Source organism: Hyphomicrobium sp., from assembly GCF_019744875.1.
Lineage (GTDB): Bacteria > Pseudomonadota > Alphaproteobacteria > Rhizobiales > Hyphomicrobiaceae > Hyphomicrobium_C.
On the sequence record NZ_JAIETU010000002.1, the window covers coordinates 952,826 to 975,065 of the forward strand.

Below are 22,240 nucleotides of genomic sequence, written 5' to 3' on the forward strand. Positions count from 1 at the left end.
GATGTTCGAAACGATGCTGGGTGAGCTTCTGACCGAGATCGGCCATCTCACGAGCCCGGCCTGGTGGCACCAACACGCCGTTCCTCTGTTCAACATCCTGATGATCGACCTGACGCTCGCGGGCGACAACGCCATCGTCGTCGGCATGGCGGCGTCGCGCGTTAAAAAGAGCCTTCGCGCCAAGGTGATCTTCTGGGGCATCGCGGGCGCGGTTGTGCTCCGGATTCTCTTCTCCGGCGTCGCCCAACAGATGCTGCAGATCATCGGCCTGACCTTCGCGGGCGGCCTGCTGCTGCTGTTCGTCTCGTGGAAAATGTATCGCCAGATCGTCGACGGCGAACATCACACCATCGACGAGGTGGAAGGCAAGCTTGCCTCCGACGTCACGCCGCACGAGGAAACGCATTTCTGGCCGGCGCTCTGGACCATCATTCTCGCCGACGTCTCGATGTCGCTCGACAACGTGCTCGCCGTCGCGGGCGCAGCGGGTGAATCGACCCTCGTGCTCGTCATCGGCCTCGCCATCGCCATCGTGCTGATGGCGGTCGCGTCGACCTACATCGCCAAGCTTCTCGCACGCTACCCGTGGATCGCCTGGATCGGCCTGATCATCATCGTGTACGTGGCTTTGGACATGATCTATCGCGACAGCCACAAGATCGTGTGCGCGGCCTACGGCGTGGGCTGCTCCGAGACGATCTTCCAAGGCATCCTGCACCGGCTTGGGTTCGGCGGATGACAAAAGGGCGCGTCTTCATCGACGGCGAGGCCGGCACCACCGGCCTCGAGATCCGCGAGCGGCTGGCCGCCGATCCGGCCATCGAGGTCGTCAGCGTCGACCCCGCCTTGCGCAAGGATCCCAACGCGCGCCGCGAGGCCATGGCCAGCGTCGACGTCGTGGTGCTCTGCCTACCGGACGCCGCAGCCGTGGAGGCTGTGGCACTCGCAGGATCGCTCGGCGCGCAAGCCCCGCGCATCATCGACGCATCGACGGCGCACCGCGTGGCCGACGGCTGGGTCTATGGATTTGCCGAGCTCGACGCCAATCAGGCGCAGGCGATCAAGTCCGCGACGCATGTCGCCAATCCCGGATGCTATCCGACCGGGGGCATCGCGCTGCTGCGTCCGCTCGTCGACGCGGGGCTGCTGCCGGCGGGCGCGGGCGTAACGGTCAACGCCGTGTCCGGCTACTCGGGCGGCGGAAAGCCGATGATCGAATCCTACGAGGCGACGAAAACCGCGCCTGCGTTCGAGCTTTACGGTCTCGGACTGGCGCACAAGCACGTGCCGGAGCTGCAGCGCTACAGCGGCCTCTCGCGGCGGCCAATCTTCGTGCCGTCGGTCGGAAACTTCCGCCAGGGCATGCTGGTCAGCGTTCCGCTGCATCTCGACCTGCTGGCGGGCAAGCCATCGTCGCAGGACATTCAGGCCGCGCTCGAACGTCACTACGCCGGCGCGGATCAGGTGCGGGTGGCGACGGCTGCGGAAACCGCAAAGCTCGGCGGACGGCTCGATGCGCTCGGCCTCAACGGCACCGACAAGCTCGAGCTCTACGTTTTCCCGCATGACGAGCACGGGCAGGCCCTGCTGGTCGCCCGCCTGGACAACCTCGGCAAAGGCGCGGCCGGTGCCGCGGTCCAGAATATCCGGCTGATGCTCGGCCTCTGAGCGGCCGCCGCCGGGCGCCGCACAGATTGCGCCGGGTGTTTCGTGCAGTACAGCGCGGGATTGCCGATCCGGCTAGGGTGGTCCAAATCCGCCCGGAGATCCGGCCATGGTTCTGCTCTTCAGCATCGTACTTGTCGGCGGCGCCTTTGCGCTCGCCGTGTTCGCATCCGAAACGCCGTCTTCTCTTCCCCAGCGACGGGGCTTGAAGCGCGCCGCATAACGCGCTCTGGCTCAGGGCTTCTTGTTCAAGTTTGGCGCGAGGCGATATGCAGGTGGCGCGTCGCAACCACCAGCAGGATCGCGGCGCAGGCCTGATGCGCAATACCGAGCCCGATCGGCACGGCTTCCAGCAGCGTCCAGATGCCCAGCGCCGCCTGGCCGAGCACGGCCGCGAGCATCAGGGCTGCGGAGCCGCGACGCTCACCAACCGCCCCGCTCGCGAATGTGCGCCACGCTTCGACGGCGACCGCCAGCACGACCGCATAGGCGACCAGGCGATGGACGAACTGAGCCATCACCGGGTTCTCGAAAGGATTGTGATACCAGGGCTCGAGCACGAAGAGATCGTCGGGGATCAGCGCCCCGTTCATCGTCGGCCACGTGTTGTAGACGAGCCCGCCCTTGAGGCTCGCGACGAAGGCGCCGATCACCACCTGCGTGAGGATGAGCGCCACGACCGCCGCCGGGAGCCGGGCGAGGCGCGCGGTGCCGGCCTGCTCATGGCGGCCGATTTCGCGCGCGAGCCACACCACCAGGGCGAGGATCATGAAAGCGACCGTCAGATGCAGCGCGAGGCGGTACTGGCTCACGTCGACGCGATCAACGAGGCCGGACTGCACCATGTACCAGCCGATGGCGCCTTGGATGCCGCCCAGGCCCAGAACGCCGGCAAGACGCACCGGATAGCCGGGGCGAAGGGCGCCCATGAACCAGAACACCGCGAACGGGAGCGCGAACGCCAGACCGATGATGCGACCGAGAAAACGATGCCCCCATTCCCACCAGTAGATGGCCTTGAAGGCCTCGAGCGACATGCCCTTGTTGACGAGGTGGTACTCGGGAATTTCCTTGTACTTGGCGAACGCCTCCTGCCAGTGGGCGTCCGTCAGCGGGGGGATGGCGCCGAGAATGGGCTTCCATTCGGTGATCGAGAGCCCGGAATCCGTGAGGCGCGTGGCGCCCCCTACGGTAATCATCGCCAGCACCAGAAGGGCGATGATCCAGAGCCAGACCTGCACGGCCCGGTCCCAGCCCGCCGCGTGAGCGCCTGCCCTGCCAATGCCGTCCGTGCCGATGGCGGTCATGCGCCTTATCCTTAGAATAGATGCGGTTTTGCTCGTGGCGCCGCGTGGTTCTTGAGCCCACCCGGTGATAGGCCCTGGAAGCCCGCGGTTCAATGCGATGAAGCGGCGCTGGACTGAGGGGGGCTTCTCGGATTTAAGGGGCTTTCGATCCCGCAACGCCAGAGCGAACCCATGACCCTCCGGACGCGCAAACTCGTCGGCGCCATTGTGCTGCTGGTGTTCCTGTCGGTCTATGCGCTGGCGGCCATGATGGCCGCGATCGTGCTGCAGGTCAGCGCCAGCAAAGTCGTCGAGCTGATCTACTATCCGGTCGCCGGGCTGCTGTGGGTGCTGCCCGCGATGTGGCTCATCAAATGGATGCAGCGCCCGGACGCGTAATCGCGAGGCTGGCCGGGGCGTCCGGGCGGCGCACGCCGAAGAGCCGCTTCACGCCGCGGATGGCGGCGGCGGCCGTATCGAACAGAGCGAACGGCACGCCGGTCATCATGACCTCGACGTAGCGCGCCTCCTGATACTCCCCGTTGAGCGAGATGCGCGGCAGGCCGTGCCGGTCCGAGCCCGCGCGCACGACGTTCTTGTGCGTGGTGACTGCAGTTTGGAGACCGAGCGAACGGGCGATGGCGAAGTCGCGCGGGCCCGCGGTGGTCGCATCGCCATAGGGGAAGCTGAAATGGCGGCAGGGGCGGCCTAGCTCCCGCTCGATGCGGGCGACGCTGCCCGTGATCTCGGCGCGGGCCTCGTCCTCGGGAAGGCCTGCAATCGCGAAGTGGCGGCAGGTGTGCGCGCCGATGGTGACGAGCGGGTCGGCGGCGAACGCGCGAAGCTCGTCCCAATCCATGATCAGGTCGCGGCACAGCGACGAGGGATCGTACCCGGCGGCGGCCGCAAGGCCCGCGATCTTGGCGCGCATCTCGGTTTCGGGGCGCGTGCGGAGGTGCCAATAGATCTCGTGGAACGCGCGATCTTTGGCCTCGTCGGTCGCGGTTTCGAACTCGCGCTCGCGCCCGTCGAGGTCGATGTGGAGGCGATCGGCCTTCGCGATCGCGGTTTCCAGCACGTACCACCAGAGATCGCCCTCACCGTCCGCGTAGGCCGCGGGGACGTAGACTGCGAACGGGGCGTTGTGGCGCTTGAACACGGGATAGGCGTGGTCTCGGTTGTCGCGATAGCCATCGTCGAGGGTGAAGCAGGCGAAGGGGCGCGTCTCACTCTTGTCGTCGAGACGGCGCGCGGCTTCGTCCAGCGAGACGATGTCGTAGCCGCAGCGCTTGGCCGTCGTGAGGGCGACATCGAGAAACTCGGGCGTGATCTTGAGGATGCGGTTCGGCTCGAACGGCGCAGGCGGGTTGGGCGACACGCTGTGCATCGTGAAGATGACGCCGCGTCCGCGCGCCACGGGCGCAAACGCCGCGGCCAGGCCCGTCGCGTGCAGCGCCTTCAGGGCGGATTGCATCAGGAACGTGGATTTGCTGCTCATGGATGCTCGCTCGCTGTTTGCGAACTCAGCCGGCGCGCGCGAACTTCTGGCGCGTGCGATCGGCCTCGGGCTTCTTCTCGAATGCGAAGAGCGCAATGCCGTCGACATCGTAGCCCAGGAACGTGCCCGGCTCGCCGACGGCCTTCGCCTTCCGCGCCTTGTCATCGACCAGCACGACGCCGCAATCGAAGCGGCCCTGCATGGCCTCGAAGAGATCCTTCGCCGGCTCGACGTTGCTGACGACGACAATGTGGTCGTAGACGTCGTCCAGGGCATCGAGCAGGAAGTTGACGCTGTCGCTGTCGAGCCCGTGGGCCGGCACATCGAGGCGCTGGCCCGACGGAATGAGGTGCACGTCGCTGTCCCTTAGCGAGAGCACGACATCCTCGAAGCGGGCCTTGCCGTCGAGCAGTTCGCTGAAGCCCGGCCACGAGGCCTGCCCGAGCGGCTCGGCGACGCCCGATCCGGCTGGGCTCCAATCGACCATGATCACGGTGAGGCCCTTTTCGGCCAGGCTGCGGCAGAACTCCGAGCTTTCCGTCGCGAGCGAGAACATGTCGGACGCGCCGACGAAGAGCGTACGGACACCGGCCAGATTGCCTTTGCGCTGTCCTTCGACGCTTGTCGCCAAGGCGCCGGCGGTCGAGATCGTCACCGGAGCGGGCGCCAGCGAGGACGGCGGGGCGACGGGCTCGTCCTCCGGCGTGGATGCGGACACGTGTGAAAACGCCGGTGCAGCTTCGTGCGCGGGGATCGGGGAAGGCGTCGGCACGGACTTCGGCGTCGGCATCGGGGCGGACGTCGTCGTGGGCATGGCCGGAGCCGCCATTGCGGGAGCCGCGGCAACAGATGCCGCCGGCAACGGCTCAGGGCGATGGACCTGCGGGGGCGCGCGGCGCGACTGGGTCGGCATCGGCGCGGACATTGGCTCCGGCAGCATCGGCGAGACGATCTCGCGCCTGTTGCGGGGCCCCTTCTGCTGCAGGCGGGAGACCGGGCTTTCGCTCAGCAGCGCCTTCGTCACAACCAGCGCGAGGCCAATCAGGAACGAAGCGATCGCCACCAGCAGCGTGGTTGCGGTGCGCTTCGGGAAGAACGGCACGGCCGACGGGCGCGCGCTCGAGACGATCTGCGCTTCGACGGGGATCGTGCGGCTGTCGTCGGCGCGGACGCGGTTGGCTTCATACTGCGCGCGAAGGCGATCGAGTTCAGCGCGCTTCGATTTGGCGTCGGCCTCAAGGCTGCGGAGCTTGGCTTCCTCGGGTCCTGCCGTGACGATGCTGTGTTTGATCTCGGTCACGCTCTTCTGCACGGCCTCCTCGCGGAGCGCTGCGACCTTGGCTTCCTTGCCGATGCCATCGACGATCTTGGCGACTTCGCCCGCGATCTGCGACTTGAGCCCGGCGAGGTCGGCCTTGAGCTGGCGCATGCGCGGATGGCCGGACAGCAGCGTCGCGGACAATTCCGAGATCTGCCGTTCGACGCGCACGCGGCTCTGCACGAGGTTTTGGATGAGCGGCGACTTCTGCACGTCGGCCAGCGTCTCTGCGCTGCCGAGGTCCTGCATCTCGCGCGCCTGCTTGGCGCGGGCCTCGGCCTCGCTGCGGGCCGCCTTCACCTTCGACAGCTCGGTGTTGAGATCGGCAAGCTGCTGCTCGTTGAGGCCGGTGGCCTGCTGGCCGCCCTTGAAGATGTTGGCTTCGCCGCGGAACTTTTCGACTTCCGACTCGGCGAGGGCTGCTTCCTGGGCAAGCTGCTCGATTTTCGGGGCAAGCGCCTTCTGGACGTCGTCCGTCTCGGTCAGGCTCTGTTGCGCAAGCTTGCTGCGATAGGTTTCGGCCACGCGGTTGGCGACGGCGGCGGCGAGCTCAGGGTCGATCGACGTGAAGCGGATGCCGATGAACCGGCTCTCCTTCGGCGAATAAACTTCGAGGCGATCGAGGAACGCGCGCAGGGCGCGGTCCTGGTCGGTCTCGTTGGCGTGCGGGGCGCCGATGCCGGCCATGCGCAGGATGCGCGACAGGGCGTCGGTGGTGCCGCGGGCGCTGTTGAACTCCGGCAGATCGGCGAGCTTCATTTCACTCACGATCGTCTCGGCGAGGTCGTTCGACATCAGCGCGCGAACGTGGGTGTTCACGGCTTCCTTGTCCATGCGGACGCTGACGCTGTCCGACGAGCCGTTGCGCGAGGGGTCGGAGAACGGGTTGTTTGTGCTTTTTGATTCGATGGCGAGCTGCGTCTCGGACACATAGAGAGGCGCGATCATCTTGAGGACGCCGAAGGTCGCCCCCGCGAGCACCGCGGACACGACAACAAGCCGGCGGAAACTGCCGGTTACGGCCTTCCAGACGGACTTCAGGTCGATGTCGTCAGAACGCTGAATGGGTCTCGGGGGCATGTCTCTGATCCGCAAACCTTCTCTCGGATTGAAAGAGATAGGCGGGAGCGCGTTAGAATTTCCTTAAGTTTCCCAAAAAGGACCGCCGCCTCAGATTTTATTAACCCTCGTGGCCTATCACTCGGAAAGTAGGTTTCCGTAAACGGATAGTCATGCGCGCCGGTCTCAGAGCTTCGGTTCGTTTTGTATTGCCCGCAGCAGCGCTGCTGCTGGCGGGGTGCGCGCACGATCCCGAAACGGTCGTGTCGGCGGCGCTCACCAACATCGGCGGCCACGCCGGGCAGGTGCACGTCTTCGAGGGCGGCAGCGAGCAGACGGCCGAGCAGGTCACCTGGGGCGCGCCGACCGTGCAGCCCGCAGGCTTCCAGGGCACCCAGATGGTGGCCGATGCCGAAGGGCCCTATCTTCTCGACACGGGCGATCGACTGCGCGTGTTCGTCTACGGGCAGCCCAATCTGTCGCGCGCCTACACCGTGGATCATGACGGGCGCATCACCGTGCCGCTGATCGGCAACGTGGAGGCGCGCGGGCGCACGACGCGCGACCTTGCAGGCACGATCCGGTCCCGGCTCGGAGCCGAGTACGTGCGCGATCCGCAGGTGACGGTCGATATTCTCCAGAACCGCCCGTTCTTCATCTACGGCGAGGTCAAAACCGCCGGGCAATATCCCTTCGTTTCCGGGATGACGGTCGAAACGGCGATCGCGATCGCGGGCGGCTATTCGGAGCGCGCCAGCACGCGGAGCTATCGCATCACGCGGCGGATCAACGGTTTCGTCGACCAGATGGAAGCTCCAGGCGACTATCCGCTGCTTCCGGGCGATACCGTCTACGTCAACGAGCGCTTCTTCTGAGGCCATCACCGTGACAGACCCGCATGCGGACGAGACGCTCCTTCGCATTCTCCACATCATGCGCGCGCCCGTCGGCGGCCTGTTCCGGCATGTCTACGATCTTGCGCTGGCGCAGGCCGAGCGCGGCCATTTCGTCGGCATCATCGCGGACCGGACGGCGGCCGATAGCCTGACGCAGGCGCGCCTCGCCAGCATCGCGCCCAAGCTCAAGCTCGGCCTATCGCTCATTCCGATGAGCCGGCAGCCCGGCCTCGGCGACATCTCCGCGATCCGGTCGATCACGAAAATCGCGCGCGCGCTCGATCTCGACGTGCTGCATGGCCATGGCGCGAAGGGCGGCGCCTACGCGCGGTTTGCGCGCATGCGGCTGTCGCTGGCGGGCGAACGCGCGCGCGTGTTCTACACGCCGCACGGCGGCACGCTGCACTACAAGCCCGGAACGGCCGCGGGCACGGTCTTTTTCGTGCTCGAGCGCCTGATGGGCCGCATGACCGATGGCCTCATTTTCGAATCCGACTACGCACGCCGCGCGTACGGCCGCCTGATCGGCGTGACGGGCGCGCCGCGGCGGGTCATTCCGAACGGCCTTGGGCCGGACGATTTCGAGCAGACGGCGCCGAACCCGGACGCCGCCAACTTCCTTTTCATCGGCGAACTGCGCGCGCTCAAGGGCGTCGACATCCTGCTCCAGGCGCTGGCGCGCCTGATCGCGACGCATCCTGTCCGCGCCGTGATCGTGGGCGCGGGTCCGGACGGCGACGCGTTCAAGCAGCAGTGCCGTGCACTCGGGCTCGATGCGCATGTGACGTTCCCCGGCGCCATGCCCGCGCGCGCGGCGTTTCCGCTTGGCCATTGCCTGGTCGTGCCGTCGCGGGCGGAGAGCTTTCCCTACGTGGTGCTGGAAGCGGGCGCGGCCGGCAAACCCCTGATCGCGACCGACGTGGGCGGCATTCCGGAAATCGTCGCGGGCACCCGCACGCGCCTCGTCGTGCCGGGCTCCGTCGACAGCCTGCTGCGCGCCATGACGGAAGTCCTCATGCAGCCGGGCGCCGCGCTCAAGCGGGCCCAGGAGCTGCGCGAGAACGTCGCCGAAAAGTTCACCGTGGCGGCGATGGCCGACGCCGTGCTCGCCTTCTACCGCGCGCCCGTCCCGGCCTGAGACATCCCCGCTCCGGGCCGCCGAAGCGTCCCCCGTTTCACCTGCCCGTAAAATCAGCGGTTGCAGAACCACCTGCGACACACGCGCCGTGGCACGCTGCCTGCACACATGTCTCGAGACCGAGCATTTGCCCGGCCATCGTTACATTGTGAGCCAATTCCATGGTTTCGCCTGCCCTGCCCTCTCCCTACGCCGCTCTGAACCTGGACGGCGGGCCGCTCTCCGCCCAACGGCTGTCGCATCTTTCGCCGGTCGTCCTGGCTGGCCTCGTGCGGCTCGCCGATTTCGCGACGGCCGTCGTGACCGGCTTCGCGCTGGCCATGCTCTACATCGGCGATGCCGAAGTTGCGCTCGATCCGCTGCACATTCTGGTCATCCTGCTCTCCTCGCTGACGGCCGTTCTCGTCATCGACCTGCTCGGGCTCTATCGCTCGCGGCCGCTGGCGGCGTTCCATCGCAACCTGCCGCGACTGATGCTGGGCTGGGCGTCGGCCTTTGCGACCGCTGGCGTGCTGATCTTCTTCCTCAAGGCGGGCGCGGAATTCTCGCGTGTCTGGCTTGCGCTGTGGTTCGTCGTCGGCGGGCTCGCGCTCACCGCCGAGCGGGCCGGCGTAAGCCTCGTCATGCGCCAGTTCACGAACAGCGGCCGGCTATTGCGGCGCGCGGTTATCTATGGCGCGGGCGTCCTGACGGACGGGCTGATCCGCTCGATTGAAATGGATCACGGCGCGGGCATCCGCATCGTCGGCGTGTTCGACGATCGGACGGACGAGCGGCTGCGCCGCGACGGCGCCACGCGCACGCGTCTCGGCACGCTCGACGATCTGCTCGATGTGGCGCGCGCGATGCGGGTCGATCTCGTCATCGTCGCTCTGCCGGTTGCAGGCGAGCAGCGCCTCAACGAAGTGACGGACCGGCTCTCGGTGCTGCCGGCGGACATTCGCCTGCCCGCGCAAGCGACGCAGATCCGCCTGTCCCCGCGCCTCTATTCGCACGTTGGCCCCGTGGCCATGATCGATCTCTACGACCGGCCGATCGCCGACTGGGACGTGGTGTTCAAGTGGCTGTTCGACAAAGGCATCGGCCTTCTGAGCCTGATCCTGCTGTCGCCCATCCTGCTCGCGGTGGCGCTGGCGGTGCGGCTTGAATCGCGCGGGCCCGTGCTGTTCCGCCAGAAGCGCTACGGCTTCAACAACGAGATGATCGAGGTTCTGAAGTTTCGTTCGATGTACGTCGACATGTGCGATGCGACCGCCACCAAGCTTGTGACGAAGGGCGATCCGCGCGTGACCCGCGTCGGCCGCTTCATCCGCAAGACAAGCCTCGACGAGCTGCCGCAGCTCTTCAACGTGCTCAAGGGCGACCTTTCGCTCGTGGGGCCGCGGCCGCATGCGGTTTCGGCGAAAGCCGCAGACCGGCTCTACGACGAGGTCGTGGCGCGCTACTTCGCACGTCACAAGGTCAAACCCGGCATCACGGGCTGGGCGCAGATCTGCGGCTGGCGCGGCGAGACCGATACGCGCGAGAAGATCGAGAAGCGCGTCGAGCACGATCTCTACTACATCGAGAACTGGTCGGTGTTCTTCGATCTCCACATTCTCGCGATGACGCCGGTTGCGCTGCTGCGGTCGGAGAACGCGTACTAGGTCATGTGACCTGATGGACGTGGCTTGAATTTCCGTGGTGGGCGCTGCGTGCCTCGAGCGCGGACGCCAGCCACTGCGGCGGGCCCGCCGATGCGAGGTTCGCAATCTCGTCCTGCGTCCAGGTGTACGCGGCCTGGAACAGCTCTCCGTGGCGGTGCCAATCGAGAAAGCTCATTCCAGCGGGGATCGGCGGCACGAGCGAGATGTCGTCGGCCGTCAGCTCGCGCACGAAATCGCGGCGGTTCGCCATCAAGGCGCGCATGAGCACCGTGACAAGTCCGGGAGCCGCCGGAAGCTGGCCGCGCCGCAGCGGATTGAACACATGACGCATCAGCTCGCCGCGTGACGGCAAGGCGTCGTAGTCGACGTCGAACTTGTCGATCCCGGGCGGGCGGAAGCTCACCACGACGTTCGGGCCCTGTTTCAGATCGCGCATCACCTTGATGGGCGTGTTGTCGAGCAGGCAGCCGTCGACCAGCATGTCGCCGTCGGGCGTGTTGACGGGCGGCAGCAGCACGGGGATCGAGGACGAGGCGCGAATGGCCCGCCACAGCGGCCCGGTGCGGTGCACGGACACGGCAAAGCGCGTGAGATTGGTCGAGACCGCGAAGAACGGCAGCCAGAGATCCTCGATCTCCACCTCGCCATAGAGGCGCTTCAGCTCGGCGTCGAACACCGTGTGATCGAGCAGGCCGTAGCGCGGCACCGTATAGCGGCGCATGGCGCGGTTGGTGACGAACATCTCGCCCATCGCCCGGTCGATCTCATCCGGGCTGCTTTCCATCATGAAGGCCGCCGCGAGCGCCGCCCCGGCGGACGTGCCACCCATGATGTCGAAGGCGACGCCGGCCTGCGTGAGCGCCTTGTAGACGCCGGTGTGCGCGGCCGCGAGCGCGCCGCCGCCTGCCGCCACGAAGCCGACCGCGCGGCCATCAATAAAACGCACAAGCCGTTCGACGTCGGCGGTGCCATCGAGCGCGACGTGGTGGTGCATGGCCACGGCGCGCGTTTCGAGCCAGCGGCACGTGCCGCGCACTTTCGTCCGCGCGGGATGCAGCAGCACGAGGCGCGTGGCGTCAGGCGTTACGAACCGCGCCGCAAAGCGCTCGCTGGCGTTGGGGGCTGCGTCCGCAGTGTAGTCGGCGGCGGCGATAACGAGATCGGCGTGTCGGATCGCCTTTTCCGTCCACGGCGTCAGGCTGTCGTCGGCGACGAGGAGCACGTGGTCGTGCCCGGCTTCGAGCGCGTTGAGGCGGGAGATCGCCTCCGGGCCGTCGAGCCCCCCGCCCAGGCTCAGCATGTTGCGGGCGGCGACGCCATGCAGCACGACGCATCGGGCACGCTGGCGCAGCGCGCGTGCGAGCGCGACGACGAACTCGCTGCTGAGGCGACTGCCACCGGCCGGAATGACGCAGATCGTGCGCGGACGCGGCGGGGCATGGACCGCGTGCGCGATCGATGTCGTTCTCGCGAGCCGCTTGGCCAGCATGGCGGTCAAGGTGCGCCAGATCCCGGGATGGGCGCCCACAAGGGCATCGAACTCGACCCGCGAGAGCGCGAACAGCAGGCTGTCGCGCATGGCCGTGACGGTGGCCGTGCGGCGGCTTCCGGTGAGGAATGCAATCTCGCCCACGGGCTGGCCGGAGCCGATCTCGCTCACGGAACCGTTCTGGCCTTCGAGGGTGACGGACAGGCGGCCCGACAGCACGACGTACAGCGCGTCGGCCTCGTCGCCCTGGCGCATCAACACGTCGCCGCGGTGGAGGGTGCGCAAGGCAAGGCGGGCGGCCAGCGCCGTCCGCTCGGTCTCGGTCAGACCCGAGAACAGGTCAATGTCGGGAATCTCGTGCGCAAGCCCGTCAGCAGGGTCCATTGGCTTCCGGCCGGATCGCGTTGCCGCTCAGTCCACACTCGCGGACTTGGCCCCACTATACGGGGACGCGTGCCGATCAGGACCGGTTTAAATCGGTAAAGCGCTTCGGCGCGGGGGCGTGGTTAATTCTGGCCGCACGCGCGAGTCCGGCCACGAGCAGTCCGAGCGCCGGCAGAAACACCGTCAGGAAGGACGAGACGAGGATGACCTTGGTTGCCATATCCAAGATATGGCGCGCGGCGGCGAATGGATCACCACTCTTACGGAAATTTATGCTGTGGCGTACTGGTCGCCACGATAGCTGTCGGCCGCGGCGGCCAGCGCTTCGTTCATGGCGCGCGCCATCTTGTGGGGATTGAAGCCCCACTTGGCGTTGAGGCGCATGCTGGCAGCCACTTCGAGCGCCATGACAACAGCCGACTGGCCGTGACGGGCGATGACTTCGCTCACGTGGCGCGACTTGCAGGCCGAGAGGAAGCTGCGGAAACGCAGCAGAACCGCCACCTTGCGGATGCGTGCGCGGGGCGAGATCTGCCAGAAATCCTGCTCGACGCGGCGCAGGTCGTCATCGGAGAGACCCACGGTCGGCAGGAGAAGGCCGTTCCCGGCCGACAGAATTTTGAGGGCCAGCGCCAGCTCGCGCGCGCCCACGGGCGGCACGTCGCTGGTGTCGAGAGCTCCAGCCGGCTCGTCTGTCGTAACGTTCGTCATGGCGTTCTATACCCGCTTGGCAATTGCGTCGGTGCGGCCGAATACGGTCCAGGGCGAGCCGTGCAGAAGGATGATCTCCTTCGGACTACGTGATTCGACGAGGAAATCCACGTCGATACCCAGGAGGCGCCCATTTGGGTTGCGGATATCCGATTTCGCGAACCGGTATTTCCGACCATCGGTGGCGCTGATCACGCCGAAGCCGATGTCCTCATGAAACTTCGTAATCTGACCTTGCATCACACAACTCCATCTCGACGGATCGAAGTCCGCTATCGCGAACTGCATGACCTTGCGGGAGATGGCCGATGTGCGCTGTTCCTGCCGGAACATTCTCAATCATTTCAAGATTGTGGACCGGCTGGCCAAACTATTCCAACAGAAATGGGCCGTCTTTGAGGACGGCCCACACTATGTCGCAGGTGGCGTGTTTTTCGACCACACGGAGCGACTAGAGCCTGTCCTTTCGGCGGACCGGCGGAAAGGCTCTAGCGTTCTGTTGTAGCGTGCTTTTATCGGGCGTCCGCGTCCTCGTTAACCTCGCTGCCGCCATCCCATTCCGCGAGCGCGACCGCTTTGCGGCGGCGGGCGGGCGGGCCGGAGGGGCCCGCGGGAGGACTGGTCGCGTTAGTTTTTACGAAAAAAGGCGTCTACCCGCATGCCGGGTTTCAAACCCGTGGCCGTCCCCTGCAATTCGATTGTCACTTCCATCACCTCCACATCGGTCACGCGGCGCGGGCCGCGCGGGCCGATGCGTGCCTGGCCAAGCGTGGGAGCGATGTTCGTCACTTTGCCGTCGATCTTTTCCGGCTGGCTGACGCTGGTCACGTAAGCCGACTGGTTGATCGAGATCTTGCCGACGTCACCTTCGTCGACTTCGGCCTTCACGCGGACGACGCTCATGTCGCCCATCACGACAAGCGGGAGCTCAAGCGACGGAGCCACGATCTCACCCTGCTTGGTGGTGACCTGCAGGATGGTGCCGGCGGACGGCGCGCGAATGCGGGTCTTGTCGAGCAGCGCTTCGGCCATTCTCACCTGGGCGCGGGCGGCGCTGACGGTCGACTCGGCGCGGTTCGGGGCGGGAAGGTTCGCCTTCGACTGCGCCTTGACGTAGGCGATGCGCTCGCGCTCGAGGCGGTCGTTCGAATCTTTCAGGCGGCGGCGTGCGTCGCCGACGGCTGCTTCGCTGCCGTTGCCGCTGCGCTTGGCGGCGATCGCGTAGTCGAGCTCGATGCGGGCGCCCGTGACGGCGCGCTCGGCCGAGTAGATTGCGTCCTCTGCCTTGCGTACGTCCTCGCGGCCGGAGACGACGGACTTTTCGCTGTCCTCGCGGCTCGCTTCGGCTTCCGTCTCGGCGGAGGCGAGCTTGGCGCGCGCTTCCGCATCGTCGAGACGCAGCAGCAGCTCGCCTTCCTCGACCTTGTCGTCGACCTTGACGAGGACTTCCTCGACGCGGCCGAGATAGGTCGCGCCCAAGCGGATCTCGCCCGACTTGGGCTCGACGACGCCAGGGGCCGCGACTTCGTAGTCCTTGGTTTCGAGCGCAATCGGCTCGTTGTTGGAACTGCTCTTGTACTTGTCGTAGGCGAGGTAACCACCGGCGCCGGCGAGTCCCAGCAGGAGGATGAGGTTGAGAGGTTTCAGCATGGCGCGTGATGTTCCTTAAGCTGCAACGTTCTTTTTCTTGGACGGATGCGGAGAGCCTTCGCTACCGGGCGGGCTCTTGTTCGGGGAACGATCGTCTCCGACGATGCGTCCGTCCTCGATGGTGATGATGCGATCGGCGTAGTGAAGCGTGCGATGGTCGTGCGTCACCGCCATCACGGCGCGTGTCGGGTCCTTTGCGACTTCCTTCAGCAGCTCCATCACGGCCTTGCCGTTCTCGCTGTCGAGGGCGGCCGTCGGCTCGTCTGCCAGCACGACCGAGGGGCGGCCGGCGAGCGAGCGAGCGATGGCGACGCGCTGCTTCTCGCCGCCTGAGAGCTTCGAGGGATAGGTGTTGATGCGGTGGCCGAGGCCGACGGCCTTCAGGGCCTCCGTCGCGGTCTGAATCGGATCGGCGCTGCGTGCGTCGCGTACGTCGAGGGCGACGAGCACGTTCTCAACCGCCGTCAGAGTGGGAAAGAGATTGTAGCTCTGGAACACGAAGCCGACATGCAGACGGCGAATCTCGGCGAGCGCTTCTGACGAGAGACCTACGGCCTGGTGGCCGGCGAGATGCAGCTCTCCGCTGGTGGCAGTCAGGATGCAGCCGAGGATCGAAAGCAGCGTGGTCTTGCCGCTGCCGGACGGCCCCATGAGAAGCGTGAGCTCGCCGGGCACGAGATCCATGCTGACGCCCTTGAGGATCTGCAGCTCTCCGGCGCCCGTGCCGATCGTCTTGACGATGTTGCGAGCCTCGAGAAGCGGTCGCTGCCCACCCGATGCCCTTCCCGCTTTGGCCATAGTCGTGAACTCTCCCAAAAAACGAAGCGCAGCGGTCGATGCCGGCACACTGCCATCAGCGGTTCGCCGCGTCTGTTACGCCTGTCACATGACGTACTGAAACTTATTGATTGGAGAGATCGCTGCCACGACAGACCCTATGCGCCAACGCTACGAAGGCAAATCCTCCGATGCAAGAGCGTCGATGCCAGCTGCCGTCCCCGAAACCCTCTCAATTAGGGGAATCCGGGGTGCCTTTCGGCCTCCCGGATCCAGTCGTTTTTGTTCCGGCCTTTTTTAGCCGTTTGCCTTACCTGTTGAACACGCCCGCCGGATCGATGCGCGTGACTTTCCGGATTGCGGTGATGGCCGCGAAAATGCACATGCCGACCGTGAGCGCGAACAAGTAACCGGCGATTTCGGGCGTCATGAGGATGGTGAGCGTGGGCACTCGGACCTTCAACCGCGCGATCGCCAACATGGCGAGCAGCATACCGGCCGCATAGCCCAGCACCGCACTCAGCAGGGCCTGAACCAGAATGACCTGGTGGATATAGCTGGCCGATGCGCCCAGCGCACGCAAGGTCGCGAACTCGTTCAAGTGGTCCTTGGTGCTGGCGTAAAGCGTCTGAGCGACGATGACGACACCAACGATGGCGCCAAGCACCATGCCGGTAATAAGGGCGAGACCGGCGCCTGTGCTGAACATCCAGTACTTGATGCTGCGGGCGCGGAATTCCTCGTGGGTCAGTACCTCCGCTCCGCCTTTGAAGCGGTCGGTCAGCACTTGCTTGACGTGTTCGACATCCGCGTCCCTGGACAGCGTGACCAGGACATAGCTCGCCTGCACAGGGCTCGCGTTGTTCAATTTGCGCGCTGTCGAGATCGGGGTGAACACGTAGGGCAGCGTCGCGAACGAACGAATGCCCTTCGTGACCGCCGTGACCTGGACGCGCTGGCCGTTGATTTCCGCGTACTCGCCGCGCCCCTCGATGCCGAGGTCCGTGAAGTAGGACCGGTCGGCCGCAACGGCCATCGGGATTTCCAGATCCGCTTCGGTTCCTTCGTCGATGTTCCAGGTGTGGGTTTCGCCCTTTTCCCAGTCGAGGCCGACGAGAACGAACGACTTCTTGCCACCGCCCGGCTTACGCCACGACGAGAAGCTGACCATCATATCCTCGGCCTTGAGGACGCCCGGCGTCGACAACGCGGCGTACTTCTCGTGGCCGATCAGAAGCGAGGGATCGTCAAAGCTCTTGGTGCCGTACGGCATGATCCACAGGTCGGCCTTCGACTTGTCGAGCACGGTCGCGATCTTGCTCTCGGACCCCTTGTACAGGCCCACCTCGATGGCTACGAGCACCACCGAGAAGACGATGCCGACCAGCGTAACGATCAGGCTCATGCGATCGTGGAAGAGGTTGCGGTAGGCGATCTTGGGCGCCATCCGGATGACTCGGCCAGGACCGGCAGACGGCGAAGCCGCCTTTTTGCTGAACATGTCGCTCTCCATAAAGTCGCGCCTGAGTTGTGCGCTGAACTTTCCGCTGCGTCCAGAGTCGGCGCAGAACCTTAACGAGATTTATTGCATGCGCCATGACGTATCAGGACCGGGTTTTCACGGCCCTGACACGTGTTGTCGCGCATCCGGCAGGGTGTCCGTCCGGGGAATCAGTTGCCGCAGCCGACGCTCACGGTCGTACCGATCGCAGGCATGAACTTCTTGCAGCCGGTCTCGTCGGGCGCCTTGTCGGTGCTGGCCGTGACCGTCGAGGCCGGGGCTTCCGCGCGGGTGTCGGGAGCGGGCGAATCGGACGTGGTGGCGTCCGGCTGCTCGGCCGTGTTGTCGGCGGGGATCGAACCCTGGATCAGCGCGGAGCTACCGGTTGCGGCGGGAGCGATCTCGTTGGACGGAGCGGCGGTTGCCTGCTCGACCTTGTCCGGCTGCTGCGCCTTGACGATGCGGGTGGGCTTGTCCTGCTTGCGCGCGGCCTGCACGTCCTGTTTGCGTGCTGCCTGCAATTCTTGTTTGCGTGCAGCCTGCACGACCGGCAACCGCTTCGACGGTTTGTTGTGATAGCCGCCGCCTCCGCCATGGGCGGGCGTTGCGACGAAGGTGCCGAGGGGGCCGCCGAAACCGAGACGCACGCCCCCGCCGCCGGCTTGCGCCGCGGATGCGAGAGAGGCCGCTGCCAGAATGGCGGAGGCCAAGGCTGCGAGCTTCGTGTTCATGGCTTCACTCCTCAAAGTTCGTGTTCGCTGCCGTTGAGCGGCGCGCTTCTGATTGGGAGCATGCTCGGAAACGGTTGCGGGCGCTGTTCCGGCCGTGACTCGACCGAGAGTTTGTCGTTGGCTTCGGCAACATGTTGTCGTTCGCTGCTTTGCGACGCGTGCAAAACGAAAAAGGCCGGCCCCTGATGCGGGACCGGCCTCGTGTTTCTGATCTTGCGTCGCGGACTTACTTCGAGTCGCAGGCAACTTCGACGGCAACACCGATCGCGGGGACGAACTTCTTGCAGGTTTCGCCCTTGGCTTCGGTCGTCTCCGTCTCGGCGTCGGTCACGGCCTGATCGGCTGCGGCGACAGTCTTGCCCGACGTGCCCGGCTCGTCCGATGCGGCGCCGTTCGCGTTGTTGGCCTGATCGACGTCAACCTGAGTGAGGGCCGCCGAGCTAGACGGAGCGGCGACGTAGGTCGACTTCGTATCTTCCTTCTTGGTCTCGGTCACGGCGGCCGTCTCTTCGACCTTCGCTTCCGAAGCCTGGGCCTTTGCGGTGGCCTGTGCCTTGGCGCGGGCCTGTGCCTGAGCCTGTGCCTTGGCCTGAGCGCGGGCACGAGCCTGGGCCTGTGCCTTGGCGCGAGCCTGGGCCTGAGCCTGTGCACGGGCCTTGGCGGCCTGCTGCTGCTGAGCCTTCTGAGCCGAGTGCGCCATGGCGCCGACGGCGAGGATCCCGAGGCCAACGCCCAGGGCCACACCGCGTCCACCGGCCTCTGCGGCGGGAACGATCGCCATGCTCGCAGCGACCGTCGCTGCTACCAGGCTAAAGCGGAATTTCTTGGCCATTTTCATCTCCATCGAATTGGCGGGAGCGGTGCGGCGGGCGTGACGCCGTGCTCTCATGGGGTCACAATGACGGACGATCGGAGTGAGAGCTGTTCCTGGTGTAACAAACCGCAGATTTGTTTGAAAAAGGCCGATTCTGCGTTTAGCGGCGGATCTTGGTTCTTAGATGCGCCAGCCACCGGCAAAATGGCCCGGCAGCCTGACATCTGATGATCCTACCACAAAACAATTTCGCCGCCCATGGCCTACCGGGGTCTTGCCGGAGGTATTTACGGGGAGCATCGGTTACCACGCCGCCTCCCGAGCCGGGGCCGTAGCCATCGTCCCGGTCCGACACACGGTCAGCGTTCGAAACCGGCTCAGCCAGCGGACGCGGCCAGACGGAGCGCGGCCCGCTGCGGCTCGGCGCCGATCGACTTCGCAATCGCCGAGACCGTGCGCGAGATGAAATCCGACGTCCGATCGAGCACGATGTGGCGCTGCCGGTCGACCGTGACCATGTGATAGCTGTCCTCGAGCACCACGAGGTCGACGGGGCCGGCCAGCTCGCGTTGCAGATACGCAGCGTTGTCGAGGCCGGCGTAGTCGTCCTCGCGGGCGTGCAGGATGAGAACCGGCTGCGTGATGGAGCCGACGTCCTTCATGACGGCCTTCGACAGGCGGCGGCGCTCCAGAACGGGACCGCCCGGGGTGGACGACTGGCCGATCTGGCCGCCGCTGGCGGCCATCGCGCTGGCGATGAAATCGCGGATCCGCTTGTCCTTGATGCCGACATGGATCGGCACGGGCACGCGAAAGAGGTTGGCGAAGCGCTTGCTGTCGATGAGGCGCAGGATGCGCACATACCAGGGGATCTGCCGGCCGCTCAGCCAGAGCGTCGGGGAATAGAGCGTAATGGCGCTGACCTTCTCGGGGTGGCGGGCGGCGAGCATCAGGCTCAGGACGGCACCCGTGGACAGGCCGCCGACAATCACCGTCTCACACGTCTCGGCCAGCTTATCGAGGCCCTGCTTGGCGCTTTCGTACCAGTCGTGCCAGCTCGTGGCCATCAGGTCCGCTTCCGTCCCGCCGTGGCCGGCAAGCTCGGGGCAGTGAACGGTGTAACCGTTGCGGGTCAGGCCGTTGGCGACGAAGCGGATCTCACTCGGCGATCCACAAAGACCGTGGATGAGCAGTACGCCCACTTGACCGGTCTTCGACTTCAAACTCACATCGCTCGACTGCATGACTTACCCCAGTGGTACCAGCTCCGAATGCCGGCACCCTAGGTAAGCAATTCCGGTGCCGCTGTTCCGGTCGGCACAGTCGCATGGTCAATTGGGCGCAGCCGGGCCGCGTGAGCGATTGCAGGGCTTGGGGAAAAAGCCATCGCGGGCAACGGGTAACGCAAAAGGCGTTGACCATACCGCACCGCCGGATTACACCTTCTTAGAATAGTTCTAATCGGTTTGAAGGCCGGCTGACATTCCGTCGCCGGGTAATTAGTAGGCAATTCGGTCCGTGGAGGGAGCCTCATGAAGGGCAAACGTGAAGTCATCGAAATTCTCAACGAAGCCCTGAAGCTCGAACTCGGCGCGGTTAACCAGTACTGGGTCCACTACCGGATGCTCGAAAACTGGGGCTACACGAAGCTCGCCAAGAAGGAGCGCGCGGAGTCGATCGAAGAGATGCAGCACGCCGACAAGCTCGTGCACCGCATCATCTTCCTCGAGGGTCTGCCCAACCTGCAGCATGTCGCCCCGCTCATGATCGGCGAGAACCTCAAGGAAGTTCTCGAGTGCGACCTCAAGGGCGAGAAGATCGCGCACGAGACGTACATCCGCGGCCGCGACATCTGTCACGCGGCGAAGGATTACGTGACGATGGAGCTGTTCGAGAAGCTGATCGAGGACGAGGAAGGACACATCGACTTCATCGAGACGCAGCTCGACCTGATGGACAAGATCGGCGTCGCCAACTACGGGCAGCTCCAGGCCGAAGCGGCCAACGAGGTCGAGGGCCACTAAGCCCTCCCATTTCTGGAACCTAATCGGCGGCCCCGGAGAGATTTGCTCCGGGGCCGCATTTCGTTAAGAGGCGATTTACCGTGTTGAGCGACGGCGACGGCGATTGCGCCCAGCAGCCGAACCTTGCGGCGAATTAAAGGAACTCGGGGACTGGACGCTGCGTTGCCGCTTCAGATGAAAATGATGGCCTCAATGCAAGTTAGCTCAAAGGAACACGATGGCCGGTGCCCCACGGTGCTCGTTGTCGACGATAACCCGATTTTGCGGCTGACGCTCGCCCAGGAGATCAGCCACGCGGGCTTCAGAGTCCGCGAAGCCGCCACGGCCGATGAAGCGGAAACCGTTCTGCAGGCGGGTGCGGACATCGATTTGATCGTGACGGATGTCGAGATGCCCGGCCGGCACGACGGCTTGGCGCTGGCCATGTTCGTCCGGTCGCACTACCCCAACACGCCCGTCATCGTCGTCTCGGGGCGGGTGCCGCAGGTGCGTGCCGCTTCGGTCGCCGACGCGTTCTTTTCCAAACCCTATGATGTCGGCTCCGTGATCCAGCGCGTTGCCGCGCTGCTCGGTTATCAGAGGCCGAGCGGCGCGACGTGAGCCCGCGCTACGCAGTTTGACGTAAGCGCGGGTTGACCTCGCTCCCCGCGGCGAGTCCCGCCTATGACAGGACCCTGCCCGCGACCGCATCCAGCTTGCGGATGAGAGACGCATCGCGCGCCTCCGGGGCGGTGATCAGCGCCACATCCAGCGCCCGGTCCGAGCCGATCGGGCAGGCGGGATGCTCGCGCGGGAAACTGCGCGCCAGGTGCGCGACGAGGCGCTGCGCTTTTTCCGTGTTGCCCTTCATGATGGCGACGATCGACGCCACGTCCACGGCCGCATGCTCGTCGTGCCAGCAGTCGTAGTCGGTCACCATCGCGACGGTCGCGTAGCAAATCTCTGCTTCGCGCGCGAGTTTCGCCTCCGGCATGTTGGTCATGCCAATGACGTCCATGCCCCAGCTCCGATAGAGGTTGCTCTCTGCGCGCGTGGAGAACTGCGGACCTTCCATCACGAGGTAGGTGCCGCCGCGGGTGTAGAGCAGGCCTTCCGCCTGCGCCGCCTTCTCGACGGCATCGACGAGCAGCGGGCTCACGGGATCGGCGACCGAGACGTGCGCCACCAGTCCTGGGCCGAAGAAGCTCTTTTCGCGTGCGAACGTGCGGTCCACGAACTGGTCGACAAGCACGAAGTGGCCGGGCGCCAGGTCCTCGCGCAGCGATCCGCAGGCCGAGATGGACACGAGGTCTGTCACGCCGGAGCGCTTCAGCGCGTCGATGTTGGCGCGGTAGTTGATCGCTGACGGCGGCACGGGATGGCCGCGGCCATGGCGCGGCAGAAACCGGATCGGCAGGCCCTCGAACTCGGCAAAGAGGATGTCGTCGGAAGGTGCGCCCCATGGGGTCATCACCTTTTCCCAGCGGGCATTCTCCAGGCCCGGCAGATTGTAAAAGCCGCTTCCGCCGATAATGCCGAGGATGGACTTCGTCATGAGGGCTCCAAAAGGAAATGGGCAGTGCGGCCCGGGTGTCTCCACCTCTTGCCTACTGCCCATGCCTTCAAAAGAGAAGCCCCGCCCTCAAAAAGAGCGGGGCCCAGCGCCTCACGCCG

At 65.6% G+C, this 22,240-nt stretch carries 22 protein-coding genes; 8 read left to right on the forward strand and 14 right to left on the reverse strand.

Annotation, left to right across the window (positions count from 1 at the left end; genetic code table 11):
* Position 1 precedes the first annotated feature (1 nt).
* Together K2Y42_RS04575 and argC are read left to right on the forward strand one after the other, a co-directional pair.
* Entirely contained in the window at positions 2-739 is a 738-nt protein-coding gene (locus K2Y42_RS04575) for a TerC family protein (RefSeq protein ID WP_291148983.1), read from the forward strand.
* Complete coding sequence (argC, locus tag K2Y42_RS04580; protein WP_291148986.1) at positions 736-1,668, forward strand: N-acetyl-gamma-glutamyl-phosphate reductase; 933 nt, start codon at positions 736-738, stop codon at positions 1,666-1,668. The genes K2Y42_RS04575 and argC overlap by 4 nt, the downstream gene beginning before the upstream one ends.
* Before the next feature lie 245 nt (positions 1,669-1,913).
* Here argC and K2Y42_RS04585 read toward each other — a convergent pair whose 3' ends face one another.
* On the reverse strand, positions 1,914-2,972 hold the full coding sequence (locus tag K2Y42_RS04585; protein ID WP_291148988.1) for a COX15/CtaA family protein: 1,059 nt from the start codon (positions 2,970-2,972) through the stop codon (positions 1,914-1,916).
* Between the two features lie 171 nt (positions 2,973-3,143).
* On the opposite strand from K2Y42_RS04585, the gene K2Y42_RS04590 reads away from it, so the two are divergent.
* Positions 3,144-3,350, forward strand: a complete 207-nt coding sequence (locus K2Y42_RS04590; protein WP_291148991.1) for a DUF2842 domain-containing protein — start codon at positions 3,144-3,146, stop codon at positions 3,348-3,350.
* On the opposite strand, the gene K2Y42_RS04595 is transcribed toward K2Y42_RS04590, so the two are convergent.
* Both K2Y42_RS04595 and K2Y42_RS04600 read right to left on the reverse strand, forming a co-directional pair.
* Positions 3,322-4,449, reverse strand: coding sequence for a polysaccharide deacetylase family protein (locus K2Y42_RS04595; protein WP_291148994.1), 1,128 nt, complete (start codon positions 4,447-4,449; stop codon positions 3,322-3,324). The genes K2Y42_RS04590 and K2Y42_RS04595 overlap by 29 nt on opposite strands.
* 25 nt (positions 4,450-4,474) lie before the next feature.
* A complete protein-coding gene (locus K2Y42_RS04600) occupies positions 4,475-6,847 on the reverse strand; it encodes a lipopolysaccharide biosynthesis protein (RefSeq protein WP_291148995.1) in 2,373 nt (790 codons plus the stop codon).
* A gap of 152 nt (positions 6,848-6,999) precedes the next feature.
* Between K2Y42_RS04600 and K2Y42_RS04605 the strand changes: the two genes are divergently transcribed.
* The 3 genes from K2Y42_RS04605 to K2Y42_RS04615 all read left to right on the forward strand — a co-directional run bounded on the left by K2Y42_RS04605 (position 7,000) and on the right by K2Y42_RS04615 (position 10,506).
* Positions 7,000-7,701 carry a polysaccharide biosynthesis/export family protein gene (locus tag K2Y42_RS04605; RefSeq protein ID WP_291148997.1) on the forward strand — a complete coding sequence of 234 codons (702 nt, stop codon included), beginning with the start codon at positions 7,000-7,002 and terminating at the stop codon, positions 7,699-7,701.
* 10 nt (positions 7,702-7,711) lie between these two features.
* Positions 7,712-8,860: a glycosyltransferase gene (locus tag K2Y42_RS04610; RefSeq protein WP_291148999.1), complete on the forward strand. Its 1,149-nt coding sequence runs from the start codon at positions 7,712-7,714 to the stop codon at positions 8,858-8,860.
* A gap of 161 nt (positions 8,861-9,021) precedes the next feature.
* On the forward strand, positions 9,022-10,506 hold the full coding sequence (locus K2Y42_RS04615; protein WP_291149002.1) for an undecaprenyl-phosphate glucose phosphotransferase: 1,485 nt from the start codon (positions 9,022-9,024) through the stop codon (positions 10,504-10,506).
* 1 nt (position 10,507) lies between these two features.
* Here K2Y42_RS04615 and K2Y42_RS04620 read toward each other — a convergent pair whose 3' ends face one another.
* The 10 genes from K2Y42_RS04620 to K2Y42_RS04665 all read right to left on the reverse strand — a co-directional run bounded on the left by K2Y42_RS04620 (position 10,508) and on the right by K2Y42_RS04665 (position 19,807).
* On the reverse strand, positions 10,508-12,379 hold the full coding sequence (locus K2Y42_RS04620; protein WP_291149005.1) for a cyclic nucleotide-binding and patatin-like phospholipase domain-containing protein: 1,872 nt from the start codon (positions 12,377-12,379) through the stop codon (positions 10,508-10,510).
* Positions 12,380-12,455: 76 nt separating this feature from the next.
* Positions 12,456-12,599 (reverse strand): hypothetical protein, encoded by a 144-nt coding sequence (locus tag K2Y42_RS04625; RefSeq protein ID WP_291149008.1) that lies wholly within the window; start codon positions 12,597-12,599, stop codon positions 12,456-12,458.
* Between the two features lie 50 nt (positions 12,600-12,649).
* The gene (locus K2Y42_RS04630; protein WP_291149010.1) at positions 12,650-13,090 is read right to left on the reverse strand and encodes a hypothetical protein; all 441 of its coding nucleotides are present in this window, start codon (positions 13,088-13,090) and stop codon (positions 12,650-12,652) included.
* Positions 13,091-13,096: 6 nt separating this feature from the next.
* Positions 13,097-13,423: a hypothetical protein gene (locus tag K2Y42_RS04635; protein WP_291149013.1), complete on the reverse strand. Its 327-nt coding sequence runs from the start codon at positions 13,421-13,423 to the stop codon at positions 13,097-13,099.
* A gap of 294 nt (positions 13,424-13,717) precedes the next feature.
* Positions 13,718-14,740, reverse strand: coding sequence for an HlyD family efflux transporter periplasmic adaptor subunit (locus K2Y42_RS04640; protein ID WP_291149015.1), 1,023 nt, complete (start codon positions 14,738-14,740; stop codon positions 13,718-13,720).
* Positions 14,741-14,755: 15 nt separating this feature from the next.
* Positions 14,756-15,538, reverse strand: a complete 783-nt coding sequence (locus K2Y42_RS04645; protein ID WP_291149017.1) for an ABC transporter ATP-binding protein — start codon at positions 15,536-15,538, stop codon at positions 14,756-14,758.
* Between the two features lie 289 nt (positions 15,539-15,827).
* Positions 15,828-17,018, reverse strand: coding sequence for an FtsX-like permease family protein (locus K2Y42_RS04650; RefSeq protein WP_291149020.1), 1,191 nt, complete (start codon positions 17,016-17,018; stop codon positions 15,828-15,830).
* Positions 17,019-17,188: 170 nt separating this feature from the next.
* Positions 17,189-17,749, reverse strand: coding sequence for a hypothetical protein (locus K2Y42_RS04655; protein ID WP_291149022.1), 561 nt, complete (start codon positions 17,747-17,749; stop codon positions 17,189-17,191).
* A 226-nt stretch (positions 17,750-17,975) separates the two neighbouring features.
* Positions 17,976-18,581, reverse strand: a complete 606-nt coding sequence (locus tag K2Y42_RS04660) for a hypothetical protein (protein WP_291149025.1) — start codon at positions 18,579-18,581, stop codon at positions 17,976-17,978.
* Positions 18,582-18,940: 359 nt separating this feature from the next.
* Entirely contained in the window at positions 18,941-19,807 is an 867-nt protein-coding gene (locus K2Y42_RS04665; protein ID WP_291149027.1) for an alpha/beta fold hydrolase, read from the reverse strand.
* Between the two features lie 288 nt (positions 19,808-20,095).
* Here K2Y42_RS04665 and bfr point away from each other — a divergent pair, with 288 nt between their 5' ends.
* Together bfr and K2Y42_RS04675 are read left to right on the forward strand one after the other, a co-directional pair.
* Positions 20,096-20,587: a bacterioferritin gene (bfr, locus tag K2Y42_RS04670; protein ID WP_291149029.1), complete on the forward strand. Its 492-nt coding sequence runs from the start codon at positions 20,096-20,098 to the stop codon at positions 20,585-20,587.
* A 192-nt stretch (positions 20,588-20,779) separates the two neighbouring features.
* The gene (locus K2Y42_RS04675) at positions 20,780-21,187 is read left to right on the forward strand and encodes a response regulator (RefSeq protein ID WP_291149031.1); all 408 of its coding nucleotides are present in this window, start codon (positions 20,780-20,782) and stop codon (positions 21,185-21,187) included.
* 61 nt (positions 21,188-21,248) lie between these two features.
* Here K2Y42_RS04675 and K2Y42_RS04680 read toward each other — a convergent pair whose 3' ends face one another.
* Positions 21,249-22,121, reverse strand: coding sequence for an S-methyl-5'-thioadenosine phosphorylase (locus K2Y42_RS04680; RefSeq protein ID WP_291149033.1), 873 nt, complete (start codon positions 22,119-22,121; stop codon positions 21,249-21,251).
* Positions 22,122-22,240 lie beyond the last annotated feature (119 nt).